The 17789-nt window shown below is 57.9% G+C and carries 14 protein-coding genes; 6 read left to right on the forward strand and 8 right to left on the reverse strand.

Annotation, left to right across the window (positions count from 1 at the left end):
* Nucleotides 1-168: 168 nt before the first annotated feature.
* The 3 genes from G6L97_RS03820 to G6L97_RS03830 are packed head-to-tail and all read right to left on the reverse strand — an operon-like array spanning nucleotide 169 to nucleotide 4804.
* Nucleotides 169-2550 (reverse strand): LPS-assembly protein LptD, encoded by a 2382-nt coding sequence (locus G6L97_RS03820; protein ID WP_111783174.1) that lies wholly within the window; start codon nucleotides 2548-2550, stop codon nucleotides 169-171.
* Nucleotides 2550-3638, reverse strand: coding sequence for an LPS export ABC transporter permease LptG (gene lptG, locus G6L97_RS03825; protein ID WP_003512400.1), 1089 nt, complete (start codon nucleotides 3636-3638; stop codon nucleotides 2550-2552). Before lptG ends, G6L97_RS03820 begins: the two co-directional genes overlap by 1 nt.
* Entirely contained in the window at nucleotides 3635-4804 is a 1170-nt protein-coding gene (locus G6L97_RS03830; protein WP_003512402.1) for an LptF/LptG family permease, read from the reverse strand. Before G6L97_RS03830 ends, lptG begins: the two co-directional genes overlap by 4 nt.
* 313 nt (nucleotides 4805-5117) lie before the next feature.
* Here G6L97_RS03830 and G6L97_RS03835 point away from each other — a divergent pair, with 313 nt between their 5' ends.
* From G6L97_RS03835 to G6L97_RS03845, 3 genes are all read left to right on the forward strand, one after another.
* A complete protein-coding gene (locus G6L97_RS03835) occupies nucleotides 5118-6611 on the forward strand; it encodes a leucyl aminopeptidase (RefSeq protein WP_111783173.1) in 1494 nt (497 codons plus the stop codon).
* A gap of 25 nt (nucleotides 6612-6636) precedes the next feature.
* Entirely contained in the window at nucleotides 6637-7086 is a 450-nt protein-coding gene (locus G6L97_RS03840) for a DNA polymerase III subunit chi (RefSeq protein WP_013635847.1), read from the forward strand.
* 157 nt (nucleotides 7087-7243) lie between these two features.
* On the forward strand, nucleotides 7244-8272 hold the full coding sequence (locus G6L97_RS03845; RefSeq protein WP_003512406.1) for a sensor domain-containing diguanylate cyclase: 1029 nt from the start codon (nucleotides 7244-7246) through the stop codon (nucleotides 8270-8272).
* Between the two features lie 42 nt (nucleotides 8273-8314).
* Here the strand turns inward: G6L97_RS03845 and G6L97_RS03850 are convergent, their stop codons facing one another.
* Complete coding sequence (locus G6L97_RS03850) at nucleotides 8315-9241, reverse strand: Gfo/Idh/MocA family protein (protein ID WP_111783172.1); 927 nt, start codon at nucleotides 9239-9241, stop codon at nucleotides 8315-8317.
* Between the two features lie 747 nt (nucleotides 9242-9988).
* Here G6L97_RS03850 and G6L97_RS03855 point away from each other — a divergent pair.
* Nucleotides 9989-11926: an EAL domain-containing protein gene (locus G6L97_RS03855; RefSeq protein WP_111783325.1), complete on the forward strand. Its 1938-nt coding sequence runs from the start codon at nucleotides 9989-9991 to the stop codon at nucleotides 11924-11926.
* 25 nt (nucleotides 11927-11951) lie between these two features.
* On the opposite strand, the gene G6L97_RS03860 is transcribed toward G6L97_RS03855, so the two are convergent.
* Nucleotides 11952-13835, reverse strand: a complete 1884-nt coding sequence (locus tag G6L97_RS03860; protein ID WP_111783171.1) for an ABC-F family ATP-binding cassette domain-containing protein — start codon at nucleotides 13833-13835, stop codon at nucleotides 11952-11954.
* A 70-nt stretch (nucleotides 13836-13905) separates the two neighbouring features.
* Complete coding sequence (locus tag G6L97_RS03865) at nucleotides 13906-14952, reverse strand: GGDEF domain-containing protein (RefSeq protein WP_162686628.1); 1047 nt, start codon at nucleotides 14950-14952, stop codon at nucleotides 13906-13908.
* 256 nt (nucleotides 14953-15208) lie between these two features.
* Here G6L97_RS03865 and G6L97_RS03870 point away from each other — a divergent pair, with 256 nt between their 5' ends.
* Nucleotides 15209-15904 carry a glutathione S-transferase family protein gene (locus tag G6L97_RS03870; RefSeq protein WP_038490568.1) on the forward strand — a complete coding sequence of 232 codons (696 nt, stop codon included), beginning with the start codon at nucleotides 15209-15211 and terminating at the stop codon, nucleotides 15902-15904.
* A 103-nt stretch (nucleotides 15905-16007) separates the two neighbouring features.
* Complete coding sequence (gene ndk, locus G6L97_RS03875; RefSeq protein WP_003502118.1) at nucleotides 16008-16430, forward strand: nucleoside-diphosphate kinase; 423 nt, start codon at nucleotides 16008-16010, stop codon at nucleotides 16428-16430.
* Between the two features lie 293 nt (nucleotides 16431-16723).
* Here ndk and G6L97_RS03880 read toward each other — a convergent pair whose 3' ends face one another.
* Together G6L97_RS03880 and G6L97_RS03885 are read right to left on the reverse strand one after the other, a co-directional pair.
* Nucleotides 16724-17236, reverse strand: a complete 513-nt coding sequence (locus G6L97_RS03880) for a hypothetical protein (RefSeq protein ID WP_065704779.1) — start codon at nucleotides 17234-17236, stop codon at nucleotides 16724-16726.
* Nucleotides 17233-17784, reverse strand: coding sequence for a CGNR zinc finger domain-containing protein (locus G6L97_RS03885; RefSeq protein ID WP_065704776.1), 552 nt, complete (start codon nucleotides 17782-17784; stop codon nucleotides 17233-17235). The genes G6L97_RS03880 and G6L97_RS03885 overlap by 4 nt, the downstream gene beginning before the upstream one ends.
* Nucleotides 17785-17789 lie beyond the last annotated feature (5 nt).

The raw sequence follows: 17789 nt of genomic DNA on the forward strand, positions 1-17789 counted from the left end.
ACGTATATATCATCGCGATCTGCAAGACGGCAATGTGTCGGTTTGTTGAAAGAAACCCGATGGCTCTATACCGGACGGACCCTGGCGCGTTGTTGCGGCAAAACCGTGACTTTTACTGGCTGGATGGCAAAAAGGCAGGCCACGATGCTGTATGGCCTGCCTTTAAACTCAGTAATTGTTCGGTTTCCAGCCGATATCCATATCGGCCCAGTCCTCGTTTGCGGAACCGATGCTGACATCGCCGAGCGTGCGGAATGCCAGACGGGCATTGATCGACCAGTCATTGGCGGCCTGCCGGCTGGAATTGATATTGCCCTCGTCGGAGTAGCTGACCGTCAAGATCGTGCATTCATCCTGATAGGCAATGCCAATACGGCGCTCGGCGGCAAATTTTCCGTTCAGATCGTAGTTGATCGAGCCGAACAGCGACCAGTTGTCGTCCATGCGCAGCGTACCGGACGCCTGAACGATATCGCGGTCTTCATTGTAGCCGTACTGCGGCTGCGCCTTGACCTGCGTATAGCTGAGCTTGCCGGTGAGGCGGCGGTCCGAATAGCTGACGCCTGTCTCGGAACGGTTGATCTCGAGATTGTCCTTGTCGAAGCGCAGGCTCGACGACAGCGAAAGACCGATCGGCGCATCGAAGGCTGCCATGGCGACGTAGTCCGACCGGTCGGATTCGAGACCGGAATTGGCACCAACATTGAGCAGATCGTAAGAGGCGAAGGAATTGTCGCCCGCCAGATGGAAAGACTGGCCGGCAATGGCGCGAATGCCGTAGCCATTGTCAAACGTGCCGTTGTAGCGCAGACCGATGTTTGCGCGCGTGCCGCCTTCGATCCGGTCGAAACCGGAGAACTTGTCACGTTCGAACAGGTTGGTCGCGTCGAACACGAAAGCCTGCGCATCTTCATTGGGAAAGCGGCCGGCATATTGTTCGTTCGGACGCACGAAAATCTGCGCAATCGGCTCGATCACATGGTTGCTGTTTAGCGCCGTGAACAGCCAGGGGTAACGCACTTCCAGACCGCCGGTTACCATGCCGCGCAACGCCGCATCGTCCTGCATCATGCCCTGATAGGCATAGGACGTGCCACCCGATGTAAAGCTTGCCGCCGACATATCCGTCCACAGCGCATCGCCACGGGCGGCCAGGATCGGCGTGATCTGCAGGCCGCTATCCATCGTGAAGGTGCGCTTCCATTCGGCTTCGGTGGAAAGACGCGTATAGTTTCCTTCAAGCCCGTTGAACCGCGAATAGCCTCCAAGCGCGTAGGCATCCTGTTTCTGGCGGGTGATGCTGGTCAGGTTGGTGGTCAGCGAAAGTTCGCCGCCATAGATCGGATCCGGTACGAAATAACGGTAGTCGACAACCGGATGAACGATGGCCTGCTTGCGTTCGTTGGATTCGTTGTTGTCCGTATCCTGAACGTTGAAATAATAGCCGCGGGCATCGAAGCTGTTCCGCTCGCCTGTGCCGGCCAAATAGATCTGATTGGTCTGGACGTCGTTCTTGTAACCCTTCAGCCCATAGGTGCGCGAAAAGTTGTTGTCGGTCTGCACCATGGCATCCCAACCGAACGCCCAGCGCGGATTGATGGAGAAGTTACCCTTGCTGGCAATCATGCCGCGATTGTCGTTGAGGGCGTCACTGGTTCCGGCAGTAAATGTATCGGACTTCAGCTGGCTGATGCCGGCGACAGTCACGGTGTGCATGCCGGTTTCGAAACGCTGGCGCAGTTCCGCCTGCAGAAGCAGACCCTGCGTCGTGTAATAGGTCGGGGTAACGGTCACATCCGAGGTGTCGGACAGAACCTGGAAATAGGGCACGCCGATGCCGAAACCGAGGTTGTCGGTAATGCTCATCTGCGGAAACAGGAATCCGGACTTCCGCTTCACCGTATTGTCCGGAACCGTCAGGAACGGGACGTATGCGATCGAATGGCCGAAAAGCTGCAAGCGGGCTTTTTCCAGCCGGATCGTATGGGTCTTGCCGTCCTGAATGACACGTTCAGCCTTGACCTGCCACAGCGGCGCCTTTTCGGGCCGTTCGGCGCAGGGCAAACAGGCGGTATAGACGCCGTTATTGAGGACCATGCGGTCGCCTTCGAGCCGTTCGGCGCTTTCACCCGCGATGCGGGTATTGTCCGGGGTCTCGACGCGCAGCGCATTGACGAAGCCCTGACCGAAATCGTCAGTGACATCCATCTCGTCGGCATAGATCTTGTTGCCGCCGGGCTCGATCAGCTCGATGTTGCCGTGCGCAATCACGCGGCCCGTCTGCTGATTATATTCCACTTGCTGGGCCACCATACGGTAGCCCGAATAATGCATGCGAACCACACCCTTTGCGATGACACGCTGGGAATCGCGATTATAAGTTAGTTCATTTGCCGTAAGCAGGAGTTTCGAATCGTCTTGGCTTCCGGGCGCAAGCAAACCACCCTGGCCGAAAGCGACCGGGCTGGATGCCAAATATGCGCACACAGCGGCACCTGTCAGAAGGGCCGTCCAAAGCCGCCTGATATTCCCGCGGTCATATACCGCCACTAGCCGTCCTCCTGATGAAGCAGAATGGTTGCCCCCAAAGCCAACGCCACGATGACTGGAACCCAGACCGCGACGGTGGGAGGGACAACGCCACCACTCCCGAATGCCCTTACGAGCACGGTTACTACATAAAGCACGAAGCCGGAAACGATTCCACCCAGAATCACGGAGCGCGACTGGGCGAAGCGGCTGAACTTTAATGAAACTGTCGCGGCGATCAAGGTCATCGCAACCAGAAGCAGGGGCGTCGATAGCAGGAAATGATACTGCGTCTCAAGCGCTTTCGACGACAGTCCAAAAGACTTTGCAACTTCGATCTTGTGAGAAAGATCAAAGAAAGCAACGGTTTCCGTCTGCGTCATACGTTCCTGAACGAATTCCCGTCTCAGATTGGTACTGATCCGCGTGCTCTCTTGCCGAACTGGCACATGTCCCGCACGGGTTTCCGCGACGCCGTTAAGAAGCCAGTAACCATCTTCCAACTTTGCCGACTTCGCGTCCTGCCGGGAGACGATGTTGCCGGCCTTGTCGAGGTGTATCAGAACCACGTCGAGAAGCATGGTCCCGTTGTCTTCGAAGCTCTTGGCGCCGATGATCGTATCCTGGCCGCCGCTCGACTGGCGCATCCAGGGAATGATGTCCTGCTGGCGTCCGCCGCTGCCTTCGTTACGCCAGCCCGCTTCCATCGACAGCGACTGGTTTTGCCCCCAGGCGGCGATAGGGTTGAGGACGAGGACGGACAGGATTCCAAGAAAGACCGCACCAAGGACAAAAGGAAGGATGAATTGCCAGGCGGAGACGCCCGCCGCACGCGTGACGACGAGCTCGTAACGCCGGTTGAGCGAGATCAGCGTCGTCATGCCGACGAAGAGCGCGATGAAGGGAATAGTCTGCTGCAGGATCAGCGGCAGGCGAAGCGCGGTGAGGCCAAGTGCGCCTGGAACAGAATAGCCTGGCACGCTGGACATGCGCCGCGCCGTTTCGCTGAAATCGGCAAGATAGATAATTGCCGATACGCCGAGCAGGAACCAGATGGCCGTGATCAGATACCGTTTGAGGAAATACCGGGCGAGGGTGCTGAAAATCATGCGTTACCGCTCCCCGAGCTTCGCGCCAGCCGGCTGGAGAAAAGACGGCGCAGACGGCTGGCCGTATCCGCGATGATCTTCGGCATTCTCGGCTTGCGACCCGTGATGAGAATAAAGGCGGCGGCGGCGCCGCTGAGGCCCGGCACGGCATAGACCAGCGGAATGAAGGCCGCGCTCTGCTTGACCTGGTTGGTGACGTAAAAACCGAGCCAGCGCAGCATGAAGGCCGTCACCAGCGCAGCGACCATCGGATGCATCCGCGCTTCACGATGCGAGCGTGCATCAGCGGCTATGACCAGCGATATCAGTGCGAAGGCGAAGGCGAACATCCAGTCCGACAGGCGCTTGTGCAACTCACTGCGGAAGCTTTCGGGAGACCGCTTGTAACTCGCGTTGTTCTCGTCTGGCGAGAGAAGGAAACCGAGGCTCGCATCGCCCGGAGAAAGCGACGGTTCGGAAGTCTGCTTTTCCGACATGGTCGAAAGGTCGAAGGCATAGGACAGGAACTTGACGATGGAGACCTTGCCATCAGGTGTTTTCTGCTGGACTTCGCCGTCGCGCATCGTCAGCGACGTGCCGCTTTCATCGATCATGCCTTCCTTGGCGTAATAGATAAGATCGAAATTCGGATCGCGGCGGTCGGCGACGAACAGGCCCTTGAGGATACGGCCCTGACGCTGGGCGATCTGCACATAAAGGCCGTCCTGAACGGCGCGGAAGGTCTTTTCCTCGATCACCGACGAGAGGAGGTCGGCATAGGCAGCCGCCACCATCTGCCTGGCCGAATTTCGGGCAGGCGGCTCGATGAAGTTGGTGATGGTGAAGGAAAGCGCACTTAGAACGGCAGCCAGAATGATAACCGGGCGAAACATCACAGAGCGCGACGATCCGGCCGCATCGATGATGGCAAGCTCGGAATCGTTGTTCATCGCCGTGAATGTCTGGGTGATGCCGATGACGAGGGCGAAAGGCAACACGACGGGGATCAGCGTCGGCAGGATCATCGTCGCCAGCGCCATGAAGGAGCCCATCGACTGGCCGGTATCGGTGACGAGGTTGATTCTCTGGAGAACCTGGATGGTCCAGATGATGGCCAGCACCGGCAGCAGCGCGACCAGAAACATCTGCGTTGTCCGTCGCAGGATATAGTTCTCGAGAAGCTTCATACTGCCCTTGTCGACATTGTTTTTCTGCGCGATCGCTCGCCGGATTTCCGCCTATCTAATCGCATCGTTTGCAATTGGCTATTCCGGCACGCTCACAAAAATGTTTTGCACGATGATTTTTCCACCGCCTGTGTCTTTTTGTGGAACAAGCTGTCGGTTTCATGACGCGATCGGCCATTCCACAAAAATGCCTTTCCTTTAGCGAATGTCGGCCTTTAAAGAATGTGAGCCTTTAAAAATGCAGGGTTGCGCCGGGGGCCGAAAAGGCCATGATCGGGCGCATACGCAAGTTATCCACGAAGAGCAGGAAAACATGTCCGCCAAATTCGATATTTCTTTCGCCAATTCCGCCTCGCTTGAAAATACCCTTGCCGTTGTGCTGCAAGCCTCGGGTGAGGCGCAGGCAGCTGCCGGCGCATCGGAAGCCGATCCGGGCGGCGTGCTTGAACGGGCGGCAAAGATTTCGGGCTTTTCCGCAAAGTCCATGACGACACTCGACGTGATTGCGCCGCAGGGTTCGGGCGCCGACCGGCTTCTCGTCATTGGCCTCGGCAAGCCGGCGAAACTTGTCGCCCATGATTGGTTGCGTGCCGGCGGCACCGCTGCCGCCAATTTCAGGAAGGCGGACAAGGTTGCCGTCTATCTAGATGCCCCGGGCGTCGATGTCGGTGCGCAGGCGGCTGCGGATTTTGCGCTTGGCCTGCTGCTGCGTGCCTATAGCTTCGATGCCTATAAGACCAAGAAGAAATCCGATGATGAGAAGTCGCCGAAGAAAGTAGAAATCGTCATCGTGACGGCAGTCCATCAGGAGGCGGAAAAGGCCTTTGCCGTGTCGGAGGCCGTCGCGGGCGGCGTTGTCCTGGCGCGTGATCTCGTCAACCTGCCGCCGAATGTTCTTGGTCCTGTCGAGTTCGCTGAAAAGGCGGAAGAGTTAAAGAAGCTCGGTGTCGAGGTCGAAATTCTCGGCGAGAAGGAGCTGAAGAAGCTTGGCATGAACGCGCTTCTCGGTGTGGCGCAGGGTTCGGCGCGTCCGCCCCGGCTTGCGGTCATGCAGTGGAACGGCGGCTCCAAGAAGGATGAGCCTATCGCCTTCGTCGGCAAGGGCGTCGTGTTCGATACCGGCGGTATCTCGCTGAAGCCCGGCCTTAACATGGAAGACATGAAGGGCGACATGGGTGGCGCTGCCGCCGTGACCGGCCTCATGCACACGCTCGCGGCCCGCAAGGCGAAAGCCAATGTAATCGGCGTCATCGGTCTGGTGGAGAACATGCCTGATGGTAACGCCCAGCGTCCCGGCGATATCGTCGCCTCCATGTCCGGCCAGACCATCGAGATCATCAATACCGACGCCGAAGGCCGGCTGGTTCTCGCCGATGCACTCTGGTACACCAAGGAACGTTTCAACCCGAAATTCATGATCAACCTCGCCACCTTGACGGGAGCGATCACGGTTGCACTCGGCAATCTTCAGGCTGGCCTTTTCTCGAATGATGACGAGTTGGCTGCACGTCTTTCGCAGGCGGGCGATGTTACGGCGGAAAAGCTGTGGCGCATGCCGCTGGGCAAGGATTACGACAAGATTATTGATTCCAAATTCGCCGACATGAAGAACAGCTCTGGCCGTCTGGCGGGCTCTGTCACCGCCGCTCAGTTCCTCAAGCGTTTCGTGGGTGAAACACCTTGGGCGCATCTCGATATCGCTGGCACCGCCATGGGTTCGCCGATGACCGAGATCAACCAGTCCTGGGGATCAGGTTACGGTGTGCGGCTGCTGAACGAACTCGTTCGCGCCCATTACGAAGATTGATGCGACCGGAGCTGCAAGTCCGCAGATGACTGAAATCCTGTTCTACCATCTGACGGAATCGAAGCTGGAGGATGCATTGCCGCCCTTGCTCGAAAAATCGCTGGAACGCGGCTGGAAGGTCGCGATCCAGACGGTGGACGAGGAGCGCCGCGATTTCCTCGACACGCATCTGTGGACCTTTCGTGACGACAGTTTTCTGCCGCACGCAACGGATACCTCTGCCGCGCCGCAAAACCAGCCGATTCTTTTGACGGCGTCGAATGCGAACGGTAACGAGGCGAGTGTCCGCTTTCTGGTCGACGGTGCCGAACCGCCGGCGGTGGAGGGCTATGAGCGGATAGTGTTCATGTTTGACGGATATGATGCCTACCAGCTGGAAATGGCGCGGAACCACTGGAAAAGGCTGAAGACCGAAGGTCATGCGCTGACCTATTGGCAGCAGTCGCCGGAAGGCCGCTGGCAGAAGAAGGCCTGATCACAGTTTCCCACACAAAAAGACTGGCAAAAATTCGCATGTGGCGCTGCCTGCCGGTTTTCGCATTATGAGCCGAATCAGACATAGCTGTCTGATCCGGCCGACAGGTGACGGACGGTGGCGGCTGCCACAGACGAAACAGCAGAAGGACATCATCATGGGACAGGCGATTTCACGGCCCGACGGGGAAATAGAGCGTCTGGTCGCGGTGCGGTCAATCATGTCCGTCAAGAATGCCGAGATGCCGGAACTGGAAGTGCTGTCTCGATTGGGGCAGGGCGTCTTTGACGTCCCGCGTGCGGCCGTCCATATCGTCGACGAGGACTGGCTCCATATTGCCGAACAGGCGGGAATGCAACTTTCGGAATGCCCGCGCGATCTGTCGATCTGCAACCGAGTAATTGCCAGGCAGGATGTCGTGGTCATTTCCGATCTGACCCAGCATCCGGATTTCCGCTTCATGTCCTATGTGAAGGGCGGTCCCGGATTGCGCTCCTATGCTGGCGCGCCGATCGAGCTGGAACCGGGTCTTGTGGTCGGCGCCTTTTGCCTTGTCGATACGGTGCCGAGAAAATTCTCTCAAAGCGAAATTGACAATCTGAAGCACTTCGCGCTGCTGGCGGCCGCACTGCTGCGTCTACAGAAGGCCAATTTCACAATGAGTCTGGCGGAGCGTGAATTGCGGGATGCGGTGATGACTGATCCGTTGACCGGCTTTTACAATCGCAAGGCGCTGGAGGCGATTGTCGATGGCCAGCTTGGCGCGGCTCTGCGTGAGAACGAGGCCTTCGGCGTGCTCTATCTCGATCTGGACGGTTTCAAGGCGATCAATGACACGTTCGGTCACCCGGCGGGTGACCGGGTACTGACCGCCGCCGCCGACCGCATTCGCAATTCGATCCGCAGCGAAGATACGGTGGTGCGCATGGGGGGCGACGAATTTGCCATTTTCATACCCCGTCCCAGCAGGTCTGAGGTGATGAACGGACTGGCAGACAGGCTTCTGGCAGCCTTCCGTGAACCCTTTGATGTTGACGGGCAGGCGGTCGGTGCGCGTCTCAGCATTGGCGGCGCCATCGCCCCTCAGGCCGGTGCTGACCGCGCCACGCTTTTGCGCAGCGTTGACGAGGCACTGTATCAGGCAAAAAAGTCAGGGCGCGACCGTTTCGTCAGCCGCGCCCTTTGATGCACCTGTCTTCCGGAAGGCTTCCAAAAGCCTTTCGGCTCCTCAGTCGTAGAAGGAATCCACGAATTTGTGGCGGCCGAGCAGGAAGGCATCGGCCACATGAGTCAATGGCGCAAGATCGACATCAGAGCGTCCGGCCTTGATGATTTCCGCAAAACGCTCGTAGAGCGCCGGATATTCCCGCTCAGGTTCCGACACTGCCTGCTCGCCATTGATGGAGAGCTTCGCGCCGCCTTCCGAAAGCACCATCTGCCCGGCCGCCGTTTCGGCAACGATATCCCAGCTCTGCTTGCCGGTCTGGCGCCAGTCGAACTCGGCGCGCACGGGCATTTTCGTAACGTCGGAAAAATGCAGCTCGGCAGCGATGGGCGCGTCGCGGTTTTCCGGGAACTCAAGCGTTGCCTTGGTCAGGAACAGCGCGCGGGGCAGGATGTGGGTGATGATCGACAGCGCATTGATGCCGGGATCGAACACACCGAGACCGCCCGCCTGCCAGATCCATTCCTGGTTGGGGTGCCAGTGGCGCACATCCTCTTTCCAGATGACATGCACGCTGTCGATTTTTGTCGAGGCGAGAAACGCCTTTGCAGCTTCAACGCCCGGCGCATAACGCGAGTGCCAGCTTGCAAATAGCGAAAGACCCTTCGAATCCGCAAGGCGAACGAGATCCTGAACTTCCGAAAGCGTTGCGCCCGGCGGCTTTTCGAGGAAAACGTGCTTGCCGGCATTCAGCGCCGCATATGCAGCCTCGTAACGGTACTGCGGCGGCATGCAGAGCGATACGGCCTCGATATCCTCGACGGCCTCCAGCATGGTCTCGATGGTGCCGTAAGAAGCGACGCCATCCACGGTACCGTGGCGGCTGGCCGTGCAGATCAATTCAAAATCCGGATTGCCTGCGATGGCGGGAAGGTGCTGGTCGCGAACGATTTTGCCGACGCCGACGATGGCAAGCTTGGTGGCTGACATGAAGTGGGACCCATTTGTATGATGCGTGGGATAAAGTGTGACTTTACGAGTTTTTTAACAGAAACGCTCAAAGGAGCAAGGCGATCGTCCTTGCAAGTCTCGTCTTTTTTCGGTGCGTAACGGCATGGCAAAAATCGGTATGCATATTTTATGTTGCCTAATATTTGAAATGTGAAAATATAGTTTCAAATATAAAAGTATTGATTTTCATAACTTAATGCTTTTAAAATTCGAACTCGAAGTTAAGTTCCTAAATATTAACGTATATTATATATTTAAACCAATATAAATTTCATTATTAAATGTATTATAATCAGAATTGAAAATACATCGTTATATGGATTTTTTCAGGATTTCAGCGAAGGCAATTGTCAAATAAATACATACAGCGTAATTCTCGCATCTTATCTACACTAAGTTATTTAGTGTCGGCGTAAAATTCGTGCGGCAGACTGTCTCGATGGTTTTTTCGTTTGGTTGTTGGTTGGCGCTTCGCTTCGTTTCTTGATTTTCCTGCTCGGCATTGTGCGACGCCGGCGGTGAGGAGGTACTCGAACTCGTGTCTTGTCAGTCGCTTGCTGTTGGCACCTGTCCGGCGATTTCGCCGAGGGCAGCCCGCGGTGGAGCGAGAGGTCGTGTGGAGCGATTGGCTATATGTACTGATTTTCCTGCGTAAACGCGGGATTTGTGAAGGTCAAACGCCGGAACCACGGCAAAAGAATAGTAATGACCGGGGGACATGCAGAGATGATGGAATTGATCGCCGCCCAGGCGGCCGCGTCAGCCGCCGAGTTGCCGTTCCTGCTGCTCCAGGCTGCGGCCCTTGTCGGCATGGTGTCGGTGCTGATCCTTCTGCAGCGAAACATCGCTCTCGATGACGCTCGTTATAAAATCTACTACGGCATCATCTTCGGGGTTACCGGTTTCTTGCTGACGCTACTGGTATCCGAGTTCATCAAGCTGCCTTCCAAGCCCTATATCCGCTCTGACCTGCTGTTCCTGGCTGGCGTGTTGGGGTCCTGGCAAGGCGGCTTGATAAGCCTGGCACTCGTCTCCGCAGGGCGATTTTTGTTTGGTGGTCCGGCACTCTTTGGGGCCGCTTTTCTGGATATGAGCATTATCTCGGCTTTCGGGATGGCAATGTATGGCTGGATGCGCCGGCGCAGTCTCACTGAACTCGGCGTCCGCGAGGTCTTCGGCGTATTCGCGGTCAGGATTTTCGCGGCGTTGTTCGCTGTTTGCGTGACCTACAGTCTCAGCATGATAAATCAGGACGTTTTTCTCAGTAACGTCGGACGGCGCATCTTCGGCTCGTTGGTCGGGTTGCCGATGATCGCCTGTCTGTTTCTGTTGCTGCGCAGCGAGGCGCGGGCGCGTGAAGAGGCAAGGAAACGCGATGCTGCGGCGCGGACGGATTCGTTGACGGGCCTGCCCAACAGGCGCGCCCTCAAAGACCATATCGAAGTCGTGATGCGGCAGGAGCCGGCCGTTCCGCACGCTCTCCTTCTCATAGAAATCGTCAATATGGCCGATGTCGCCGCCTGCCAGGGCGAGGATTGGGGCGATCTTTTCTGGCCGAGGCTGGCACAGGAAATCTGCAACGATGACAACGGTCTGCTGTCGAGTTCCAATGCACCGCGCAGCTTCATGTTCGGCGATACCACGCTTGCAGTCGTCATGTCGGGGATTTCGCTCGAGAAGTCGGAAAGCACAAGGCTGATAATGCGTCTCCACGACGGGTTAAGTACATTTTCACGGTCTGCGGATCCAGAACCGGTGCCGCATCTGAAAATCGGTGCCGCTAATCTGGATAAGCTTTCCCGGCAGAACGTGGCTTCCTTCCTCCGGCAGCTTAGTCTTGCGCTGCGAGGAAGCGAAAATCCGGTGCAGATATTCCCCTTCTCCTTCGCCGATAAGGCCACGCGGGACGAGGGGGTGCGCCAGATGCTGGTCAACTGGATCAGATCCGGCAAGCCGCCGATATTTTATCAGCCGAAATTCGAAATGCACAATCGCCGCATGATTGGCGCGGAGGCTCTTTTACGGGCGGTGGATGCGTGCGGACAGCCGCTTTCGCCCTATTATGTGCTGGAGATTGCCGAGCGTCACCGGCTGCTGGTGGAGTTTGAATGGTCGACGATCGAAGCCGTCGTCCGCGATCTCATCGACCTGCGGGGCCTCGACCCGGACTTTCATTTGGCGGTGAACATTTCCGCATCGTCTTTTGCCACTGCGGGCTTCGGAGGGCGGGTTGTGGCCTTTTTGAACGAGATGGGGGTCCCGGCGCACCGTCTGTCGATCGAAGTGACGGAGATGAGCAGGATACCGGCCATCGACATCGTTCAGCAGAATTTCGACAGATTGAGCGAAGCGGGCGTGCGGCTGGCGCTCGATGATTTTGGCACCGGTTATGCGGCACTCACCCTGCTTGCGCGGTTCCCCTTCGAGGAGGTCAAGATCGATCACTGGATGACGTCCCGGCTTGAACAGTCGCGGTTCCGGGAGGCCATCGCGCTCGCCTTCGAAAGCGCCGAACGTTACGGCGCCACGCTGGTGACGGAAGGTATCGGAACGGAAGAGCAGAGCAGGCTGCTCATGCAGATGGGAATCCGTTTCGGTCAGGGGTATCTTTATTCGCCCGCCGTGCCGCTCGAGCGGCTGCAGCCTCGCAGGGAATGCGCTTAGATTTTCGCACCAGCTTTATGACGCATCACTGCGTCATCGCATCCTCATATTCGCTCGAAAGCATCAGCCACTGCTCCTCGGCGTCCGAAAGCTTGCTCGCGGCTTCGCCACGCTCTTTGACTTTCTGCGCGGCCTTGGCAGGTGCCTTTTCGTACAAAGCAGGGTCCGCCAGTTCCTTGTCGAGCGACTGAATCACTTTCTCAAGCTTCGCCGTCAAAGATTCGATTTCATTGATCTTTTTCTTCAGCGGCGCAAGCTGGGCACGTTTTTCGGCGTTGGCCTTGCGCTGGTCGGCTTTCGATGTCTGGTCGGCGGTGGCTTCTGTCTTCTCTTCCTTCTTTTTTCCGGAAGATACGACGAGGTCGCGATATTCCTCCATGTCGCCTTCAAAGGTCTTCACCGTGCCGTCGGCCACCAGCCACAGGCGGTCGACAGTTGCCTCGATGAGATGCCGATCGTGCGAGATGAGGATGACTGCGCCGTTATAGTCGTTCAGCGCCTCGATAAGCGCCCGGCGACTGTCGATGTCGAGATGGTTGGTCGGTTCGTCGAGGATGAGCAGATTTGGCGCATGGAAGGCCGCAAGTCCCATCAGCAGCCGGGCCTTTTCACCGCCGGAAAGGTCTTTCGCCGCCGTCGCCATCTTCTCCGTCGCAAGTCCCATCTGCGCAACCCGCGCCCGCACCTGCGCTTCAGACGCCAGCGGCATCAGCTTGCGCACGTGTTCGACCGGTGTCTGGTCCGGCACGAGATCGTCCAGCTGATGCTGCGCAAAGAAGCCGATCTTCAGGCCCGGGGCGATGCGAAGATCGCCCGCTTGCGGCGCAAGCCGACCGGAGATGAATTTCGCAAAGGTCGATTTGCCGTTGCCGTTGGAACCGAGCAGCGCGATGCGGTCGTCATTATCGATGCGGAGATTGAGCTGCTTCAGAATGGATTTGCCCGGCTCGTAACCCACGGCACCGCCATTGATGGCGACGATGGGTGAGGCGGGCTGCTTTTCCGGCTCCGGGAACGTTATCGGCTGGACGTGATCCTCGATCACGGCGGCGACGGTGCCCATGCGCTCCAGCGCCTTGATACGGCTCTGCGCCTGGCGCGCCTTGGTGGCCTTGGCGCGAAAACGGTCGATGAAGCTTTGCAGATGTTTGCGCGCGGCCTCGTTTTTCACCTTCGCCTTCATCTGCAATTCGTCTGCTTCGGCTTTCTGGCGCTCGAACTGGTCATATCCGCCGCGATAGAAGGTCAGTTTCTTCTGGTCCAGATGCACGATGGAATTGACGGCATTGTTCAGCAGATCGCGGTCGTGGCTGATGATGATGACGGTATGCGGATAACGCCGGATATAGTCTTCCAGCCAGAGCGTGCCTTCAAGGTCGAGATAGTTGGTCGGCTCGTCGAGCAGCAGGAGGTCGGGTTCGGCAAACAGCACGGACGCGAGCGCCACGCGCATACGCCAGCCGCCGGAGAACGAAGAGGCGGGGCGAAGCTGCGCCTCGTGATCGAAGCCAAGACCGGCAAGAATGCTGGAGGCACGGGCTTCGGCCGAATGCGCGTCGATATCGACCAACCGCACCTGAATTTCCGCGATCCGGTGCGGGTCTGTTGCGGTTTCCGCCTCGGCCAGCAGCGCGCTGCGCTCCTTGTCGGCGGAAAGCACGATGGAAATCAGCGATTCTTCCGTTCCCGGCGCTTCCTGCGCAACCTGGCCGATGCGCGCGAGTTTCGGGATCGTTACCGAACCGCTTTCCGCTGAAAAGTCACCGGTGATGACCCGGAAAAGAGTGGATTTGCCGGCGCCGTTGCGGCCAACGAGGCCCACCTTCACGCCAGCCGGAAGCGTCACGCTGGCGTGGTCGAGAAGCAGGCGCCCGGCGATGCGGGCGGAGAGATCGGTAATCGTAATCATGGCGCCGTTTTGGCCGAACTGCGTGGCCAAGGCAAGAGCGCGCGCGCCACACCAGATCAGATATGCAGCTTCAACAGCCGAGCTGCGCCAGATAGCTGCTGCGGCTGCGTTGAGCCACGTCCCGGGAGTAGCCTATGACGCAATTGCGCGTGCCGCAGCGTGCGGACAGCAGGGCGAGCTCGGCATGGCTGAAAAATTCGGCTGATGTCGCGGTGCAGTCCACTGCCGCAACGCCGATCGAGACGGTCAGATGCTCGCCGTCGCCCTCACTGGTGACGAAACGCAGCGCCTCGACGTTCTGCCGCAACCGCTCTGCAATTGCTTCAGCTGTATTTTGCGAGACGTCGGCGAACAGAAAAGCGAACTCGTTTCCGCCGATGCGGGCTACGAAATCGTCCTTCTTGATCGTCTTGCGGAAAAGCGCTGCCAGCCGGCGCAGCGCCTTGTTGCCGGCGGTGGGGCCGTATTTGCCGTTGATTTCGCGGAAATGGTCGATGTTGAGCAGCACAAGCGATGTGGCTGATGCCCCCTGAGCGCCCGAAAACAGGTCGCCGAGCTTCTCGAGGAAAGCCGCCCGGTTGGGAAGCGCCGTCAAGGCATCACGCAGGGAATTCGCCTGAAGATCGGTCCGGCTTTTCTCAACCTCGCGGATTTTCATCAGCCCCATGGAAACGAAATGCCGGAGACTCGTTTGTTCCTCGTGAATATCGCCCATCAATTGCGCAAGCCGCTCCGTTGCAGGCAGCTCGGAGTGATCTTGCCCGGAAAGACTGGCAATAAATGTTTCGGTGCGTTGCAGGCCGGCTTCCAGCCGCGCGGAAATCTGCTTCAGCGTCTCGAAGGCCGTCGCTGCCATCTGCTCGGCCTCGATCTTCGAAAAACCCGGCAGATTGTGTCTCTGGCCGACAATATCGATTTCATGCTGTTGCGGCGCGTTGCCAAGGGCGAGAATATCGCGTCCCATCGCCGGGTTATGCCCCGACAATATTTCGTAGATCAGTTCGTAGTTTCGCGGCAGCGGTGCAATATTCATCTTGTCGATGAACTGAGCAATTTTTGTAAAGACGAGACCGTTCCTTGCCTTCTCGCGTTTTTTATCGCCCGCCGTTGACGTCACTGACAGCCCCAATACCAATAAATTATGAATGCACCGGTGATAACCGATTGTTGAACACGATTATTCTTACAAGCAACGGTTTAAAATAGGCTAAACCTGACGAGGTTTTCATTGCCGTGAGACCCCCATTCTCGTGGAGGGGACTGTTGCGCGCCGGATGCGGTTTTTGATCAGTAGTATGACAAATCCTGATTTGATTTCACGCGGCGGTCGTTTTTATATCGCATCATCGATGTAGCAGAAGAGGGTGCAGCCTATGACGACCTCCAGAACCTTATATTCACTTTGCGGAAGCGATAGCGCACGGCCGTTTTCTCCCCATTGCTGGAAAACCGTGCTTTCGCTGGCGCATAAGGGGCTGGATTTCGAGGAGCGTCCCTTGCCCTTCACGGTCATCCCGACGGTGGAGGACGGTTTTTCGAGGACCGTGCCGATCCTTCGTGATGGCGACCAGCTGGTGAGCGACAGTTTCGAGATCGCCCTTTATCTGGATGAGGCCTATCCGGAGCGGCCGTCGCTGTTTAACGGGGAAGGCGGCAAGGCGATGGCGCGTTTCGTTGAAAGCTGGTCGCAGACGGTACTGCACCCGGCCATCACCCGCATTGCCGTGCTCGATATCCACAATATGCTTGATGAGCCTGACCGCCTTTATTTCCGCGACAGCAGAACGAAGGCGCTAGGCCGGACGCTAGAGGATGTGGTGGCGAACCGTGAGGCGGAAATCGCGGCCTTCCCAGCGCTCCTGGCGCCGATCCGCCGCATGCTGGGCTTCCAGCCTTTCATCGGTGGCTCATCGCCGCTGTTTGCGGACTACATCGTTTTCGGTGCGCTGCAATGGGCAAGGATTACCACCGGAGCGGATCTGTTTTCCGAAAACGACCCCGTCCGTGACTGGTTCGAAGGCTGCCTAGACCTCCACGACGCCAGAGGCCGCAGTGTGACAGCGGCGTGAAATGTCTGCAGCCATCGTCGCAATGTGGTTGATCCCCCTTGTTTTCGGGCCTTTGGGCGGGTAAAGACCGCCCACTTTCTCTATAGGAAAAGGAAACGGACACATGGCGATTGAACGCACATTTTCGATGATCAAGCCGGACGCAACCAAGCGTAACCTGACTGGCGCGATCACCAAGGTATTTGAAGACAACGGTCTGCGCATCGTCGCCTCCAAGCGCGTCTGGATGAGCAAGCGCGAAGCTGAAGGCTTCTACGCCGTTCACAAAGAGCGTCCCTTCTTCGGCGAACTCGTTGAAGGCATGACCTCCGGCCCGACCATCGTTCAGGTTCTGGAAGGCGAAAACGCTATCCTCAAGAACCGCGAAATCATGGGCGCAACCAACCCGGCCCAGGCTGCTGAAGGCACCATCCGCAAGAGCTTCGCGCTTTCCATCGGCGAAAACTCCGTTCACGGTTCGGACGCTCCTGAAACCGCCGCACAGGAAATCGCCTACTGGTTCGCCGAAACCGAAATCGTCGGCTGATTCAAAATATCAACGGCTTGAATCGCCATCTCAGGCGATGGCATGAAGCCGCTGAAAAGACTCGATGAAACGGAGCCGAAAGGCTCCGTTTTTTTGTATTATTTGCAGGTAGATTGTTTCCTGTGCCGAGCATCCGCCCCCCTCATTCCTGTGCTTGTCACAGGAATCCAGCCGACGCGCGTCCGCGCGGCGAAAGAGTCTGTCCAGCCCAAGGACGTGGGCTGGCTAGATTCCTGTGACAAGCACAGGAATGAGGGGAGGTTCAATTTTCGCTTCGTCTACTCCGACGATCGTCACGACGCCGGACACCCCTCGACTGGCCGCATATCCGTCGTGCCGTCCGCTTTGAACACGTCCGGGTTGGGCGTGTAGAGCGGCCCTACCGTCAGCGGTTTGGCGGGAAGGAGCGATTGGTCTGTGTCGGAGCGGATGGTGGTCTCTATCGTCTGCAGTACATCGCCTTCCGGCCCTTTGATGCGGATCGTGACCTTGTAGGGGCGGTCCTGCTTCACGCATTCGACCGGCGGACTTTGAACGGCGATCTTTTCATCTGCCGGGAAAATCTTCTCCCTGGTCGTCAGCTCGGTGCCACCGCGGGGATTTTCGAAGGTCGCTTCCAGCGTGCTGCCGTCGCGGATGGGGGCGATGCGCTGCAAGGTCACGAGATAGGTGGCAATCGCCACACGGTAGTTAAAGACGAACATGCGGCCGGAAACCTTCGCGACATCGCGCGGCTCGTCCCGCTGACAACCGGAAAGACCGAGCACAGTAGTGATCGCCAGCAACGGAATGGTTATTCCTCTCATGCCTGCGCCTCCTTCTTGCGGTGGTAATGCCGGCTGGCTTTCTGGCGGTTGCCACACACCGTCATGTCGCACCAGATGCGGCTTCTGTTCTTGCTGCGGTCGATGAAAAGCCAACCGCAATTGCCGCAAATCCGCAGCCGTTTCCGCGTTTCCGCCGCAAGCAGCGACAGAGCTGAATGGGCGGTCGCATTGGCAAGGCTCTCTCGCAGGGGAAACAACCGTAGTGCCGTGCCGCATGCGAAGAGAAGCCCGGCCAGCCGACCGTCGTCATCGTCGCCACTCGTCATCGAAGAGCGGAAATAATCGTCGATCGCCTCGCGAAGATCGAGAAATACCTGCCTCCTGTCCGCTCCGGGCGCGATGAGGACGGGAAACCTGTCGCGCTCCGCTCCGAGTCGGGTCGACGCCTCGGCAAAAGTGGCGATTTGCTCAGGCACAGCAAAACGGTCGACCGATTTTGCCGCGTCCGCGCGCAGGATGACGCTATTGGCGACATCGAGGGCCAATGCGCCGCCTGCGAAACGATGTTCTGTCCAGCGAAATGTCATGGCGA

It is taken from the genome of Agrobacterium tumefaciens (assembly GCF_013318015.2).
Lineage (GTDB): Bacteria > Pseudomonadota > Alphaproteobacteria > Rhizobiales > Rhizobiaceae > Agrobacterium > Agrobacterium tumefaciens.

Bases quoted from the DNA above. Each gene is read 5' to 3' on its own strand.
- G6L97_RS03860 (WP_111783171.1), bottom strand. From the start codon at position 13,835: ATGATTACGATTACCGATCTCTCCGCCCGCATCGCCGGGCGCCTGCTT.
- G6L97_RS03885 (WP_065704776.1), bottom strand. From the start codon at position 17,784: ATGACATTTCGCTGGACAGAACATCGTTTCGCAGGCGGCGCATTGGCC.
- G6L97_RS03855 (WP_111783325.1), top strand. From the start codon at position 9,989: ATGATGGAATTGATCGCCGCCCAGGCGGCCGCGTCAGCCGCCGAGTTG.
- G6L97_RS03830 (WP_003512402.1), bottom strand. From the start codon at position 4,804: ATGAAGCTTCTCGAGAACTATATCCTGCGACGGACAACGCAGATGTTT.
- G6L97_RS03845 (WP_003512406.1), top strand. From the start codon at position 7,244: ATGGGACAGGCGATTTCACGGCCCGACGGGGAAATAGAGCGTCTGGTC.
- lptG (WP_003512400.1), bottom strand. From the start codon at position 3,638: ATGATTTTCAGCACCCTCGCCCGGTATTTCCTCAAACGGTATCTGATC.
- G6L97_RS03835 (WP_111783173.1), top strand. From the start codon at position 5,118: ATGTCCGCCAAATTCGATATTTCTTTCGCCAATTCCGCCTCGCTTGAA.
- ndk (WP_003502118.1), top strand. From the start codon at position 16,008: ATGGCGATTGAACGCACATTTTCGATGATCAAGCCGGACGCAACCAAG.
- G6L97_RS03840 (WP_013635847.1), top strand. From the start codon at position 6,637: ATGACTGAAATCCTGTTCTACCATCTGACGGAATCGAAGCTGGAGGAT.
- G6L97_RS03870 (WP_038490568.1), top strand. From the start codon at position 15,209: ATGACGACCTCCAGAACCTTATATTCACTTTGCGGAAGCGATAGCGCA.
- G6L97_RS03850 (WP_111783172.1), bottom strand. From the start codon at position 9,241: ATGTCAGCCACCAAGCTTGCCATCGTCGGCGTCGGCAAAATCGTTCGC.
- G6L97_RS03880 (WP_065704779.1), bottom strand. From the start codon at position 17,236: ATGAGAGGAATAACCATTCCGTTGCTGGCGATCACTACTGTGCTCGGT.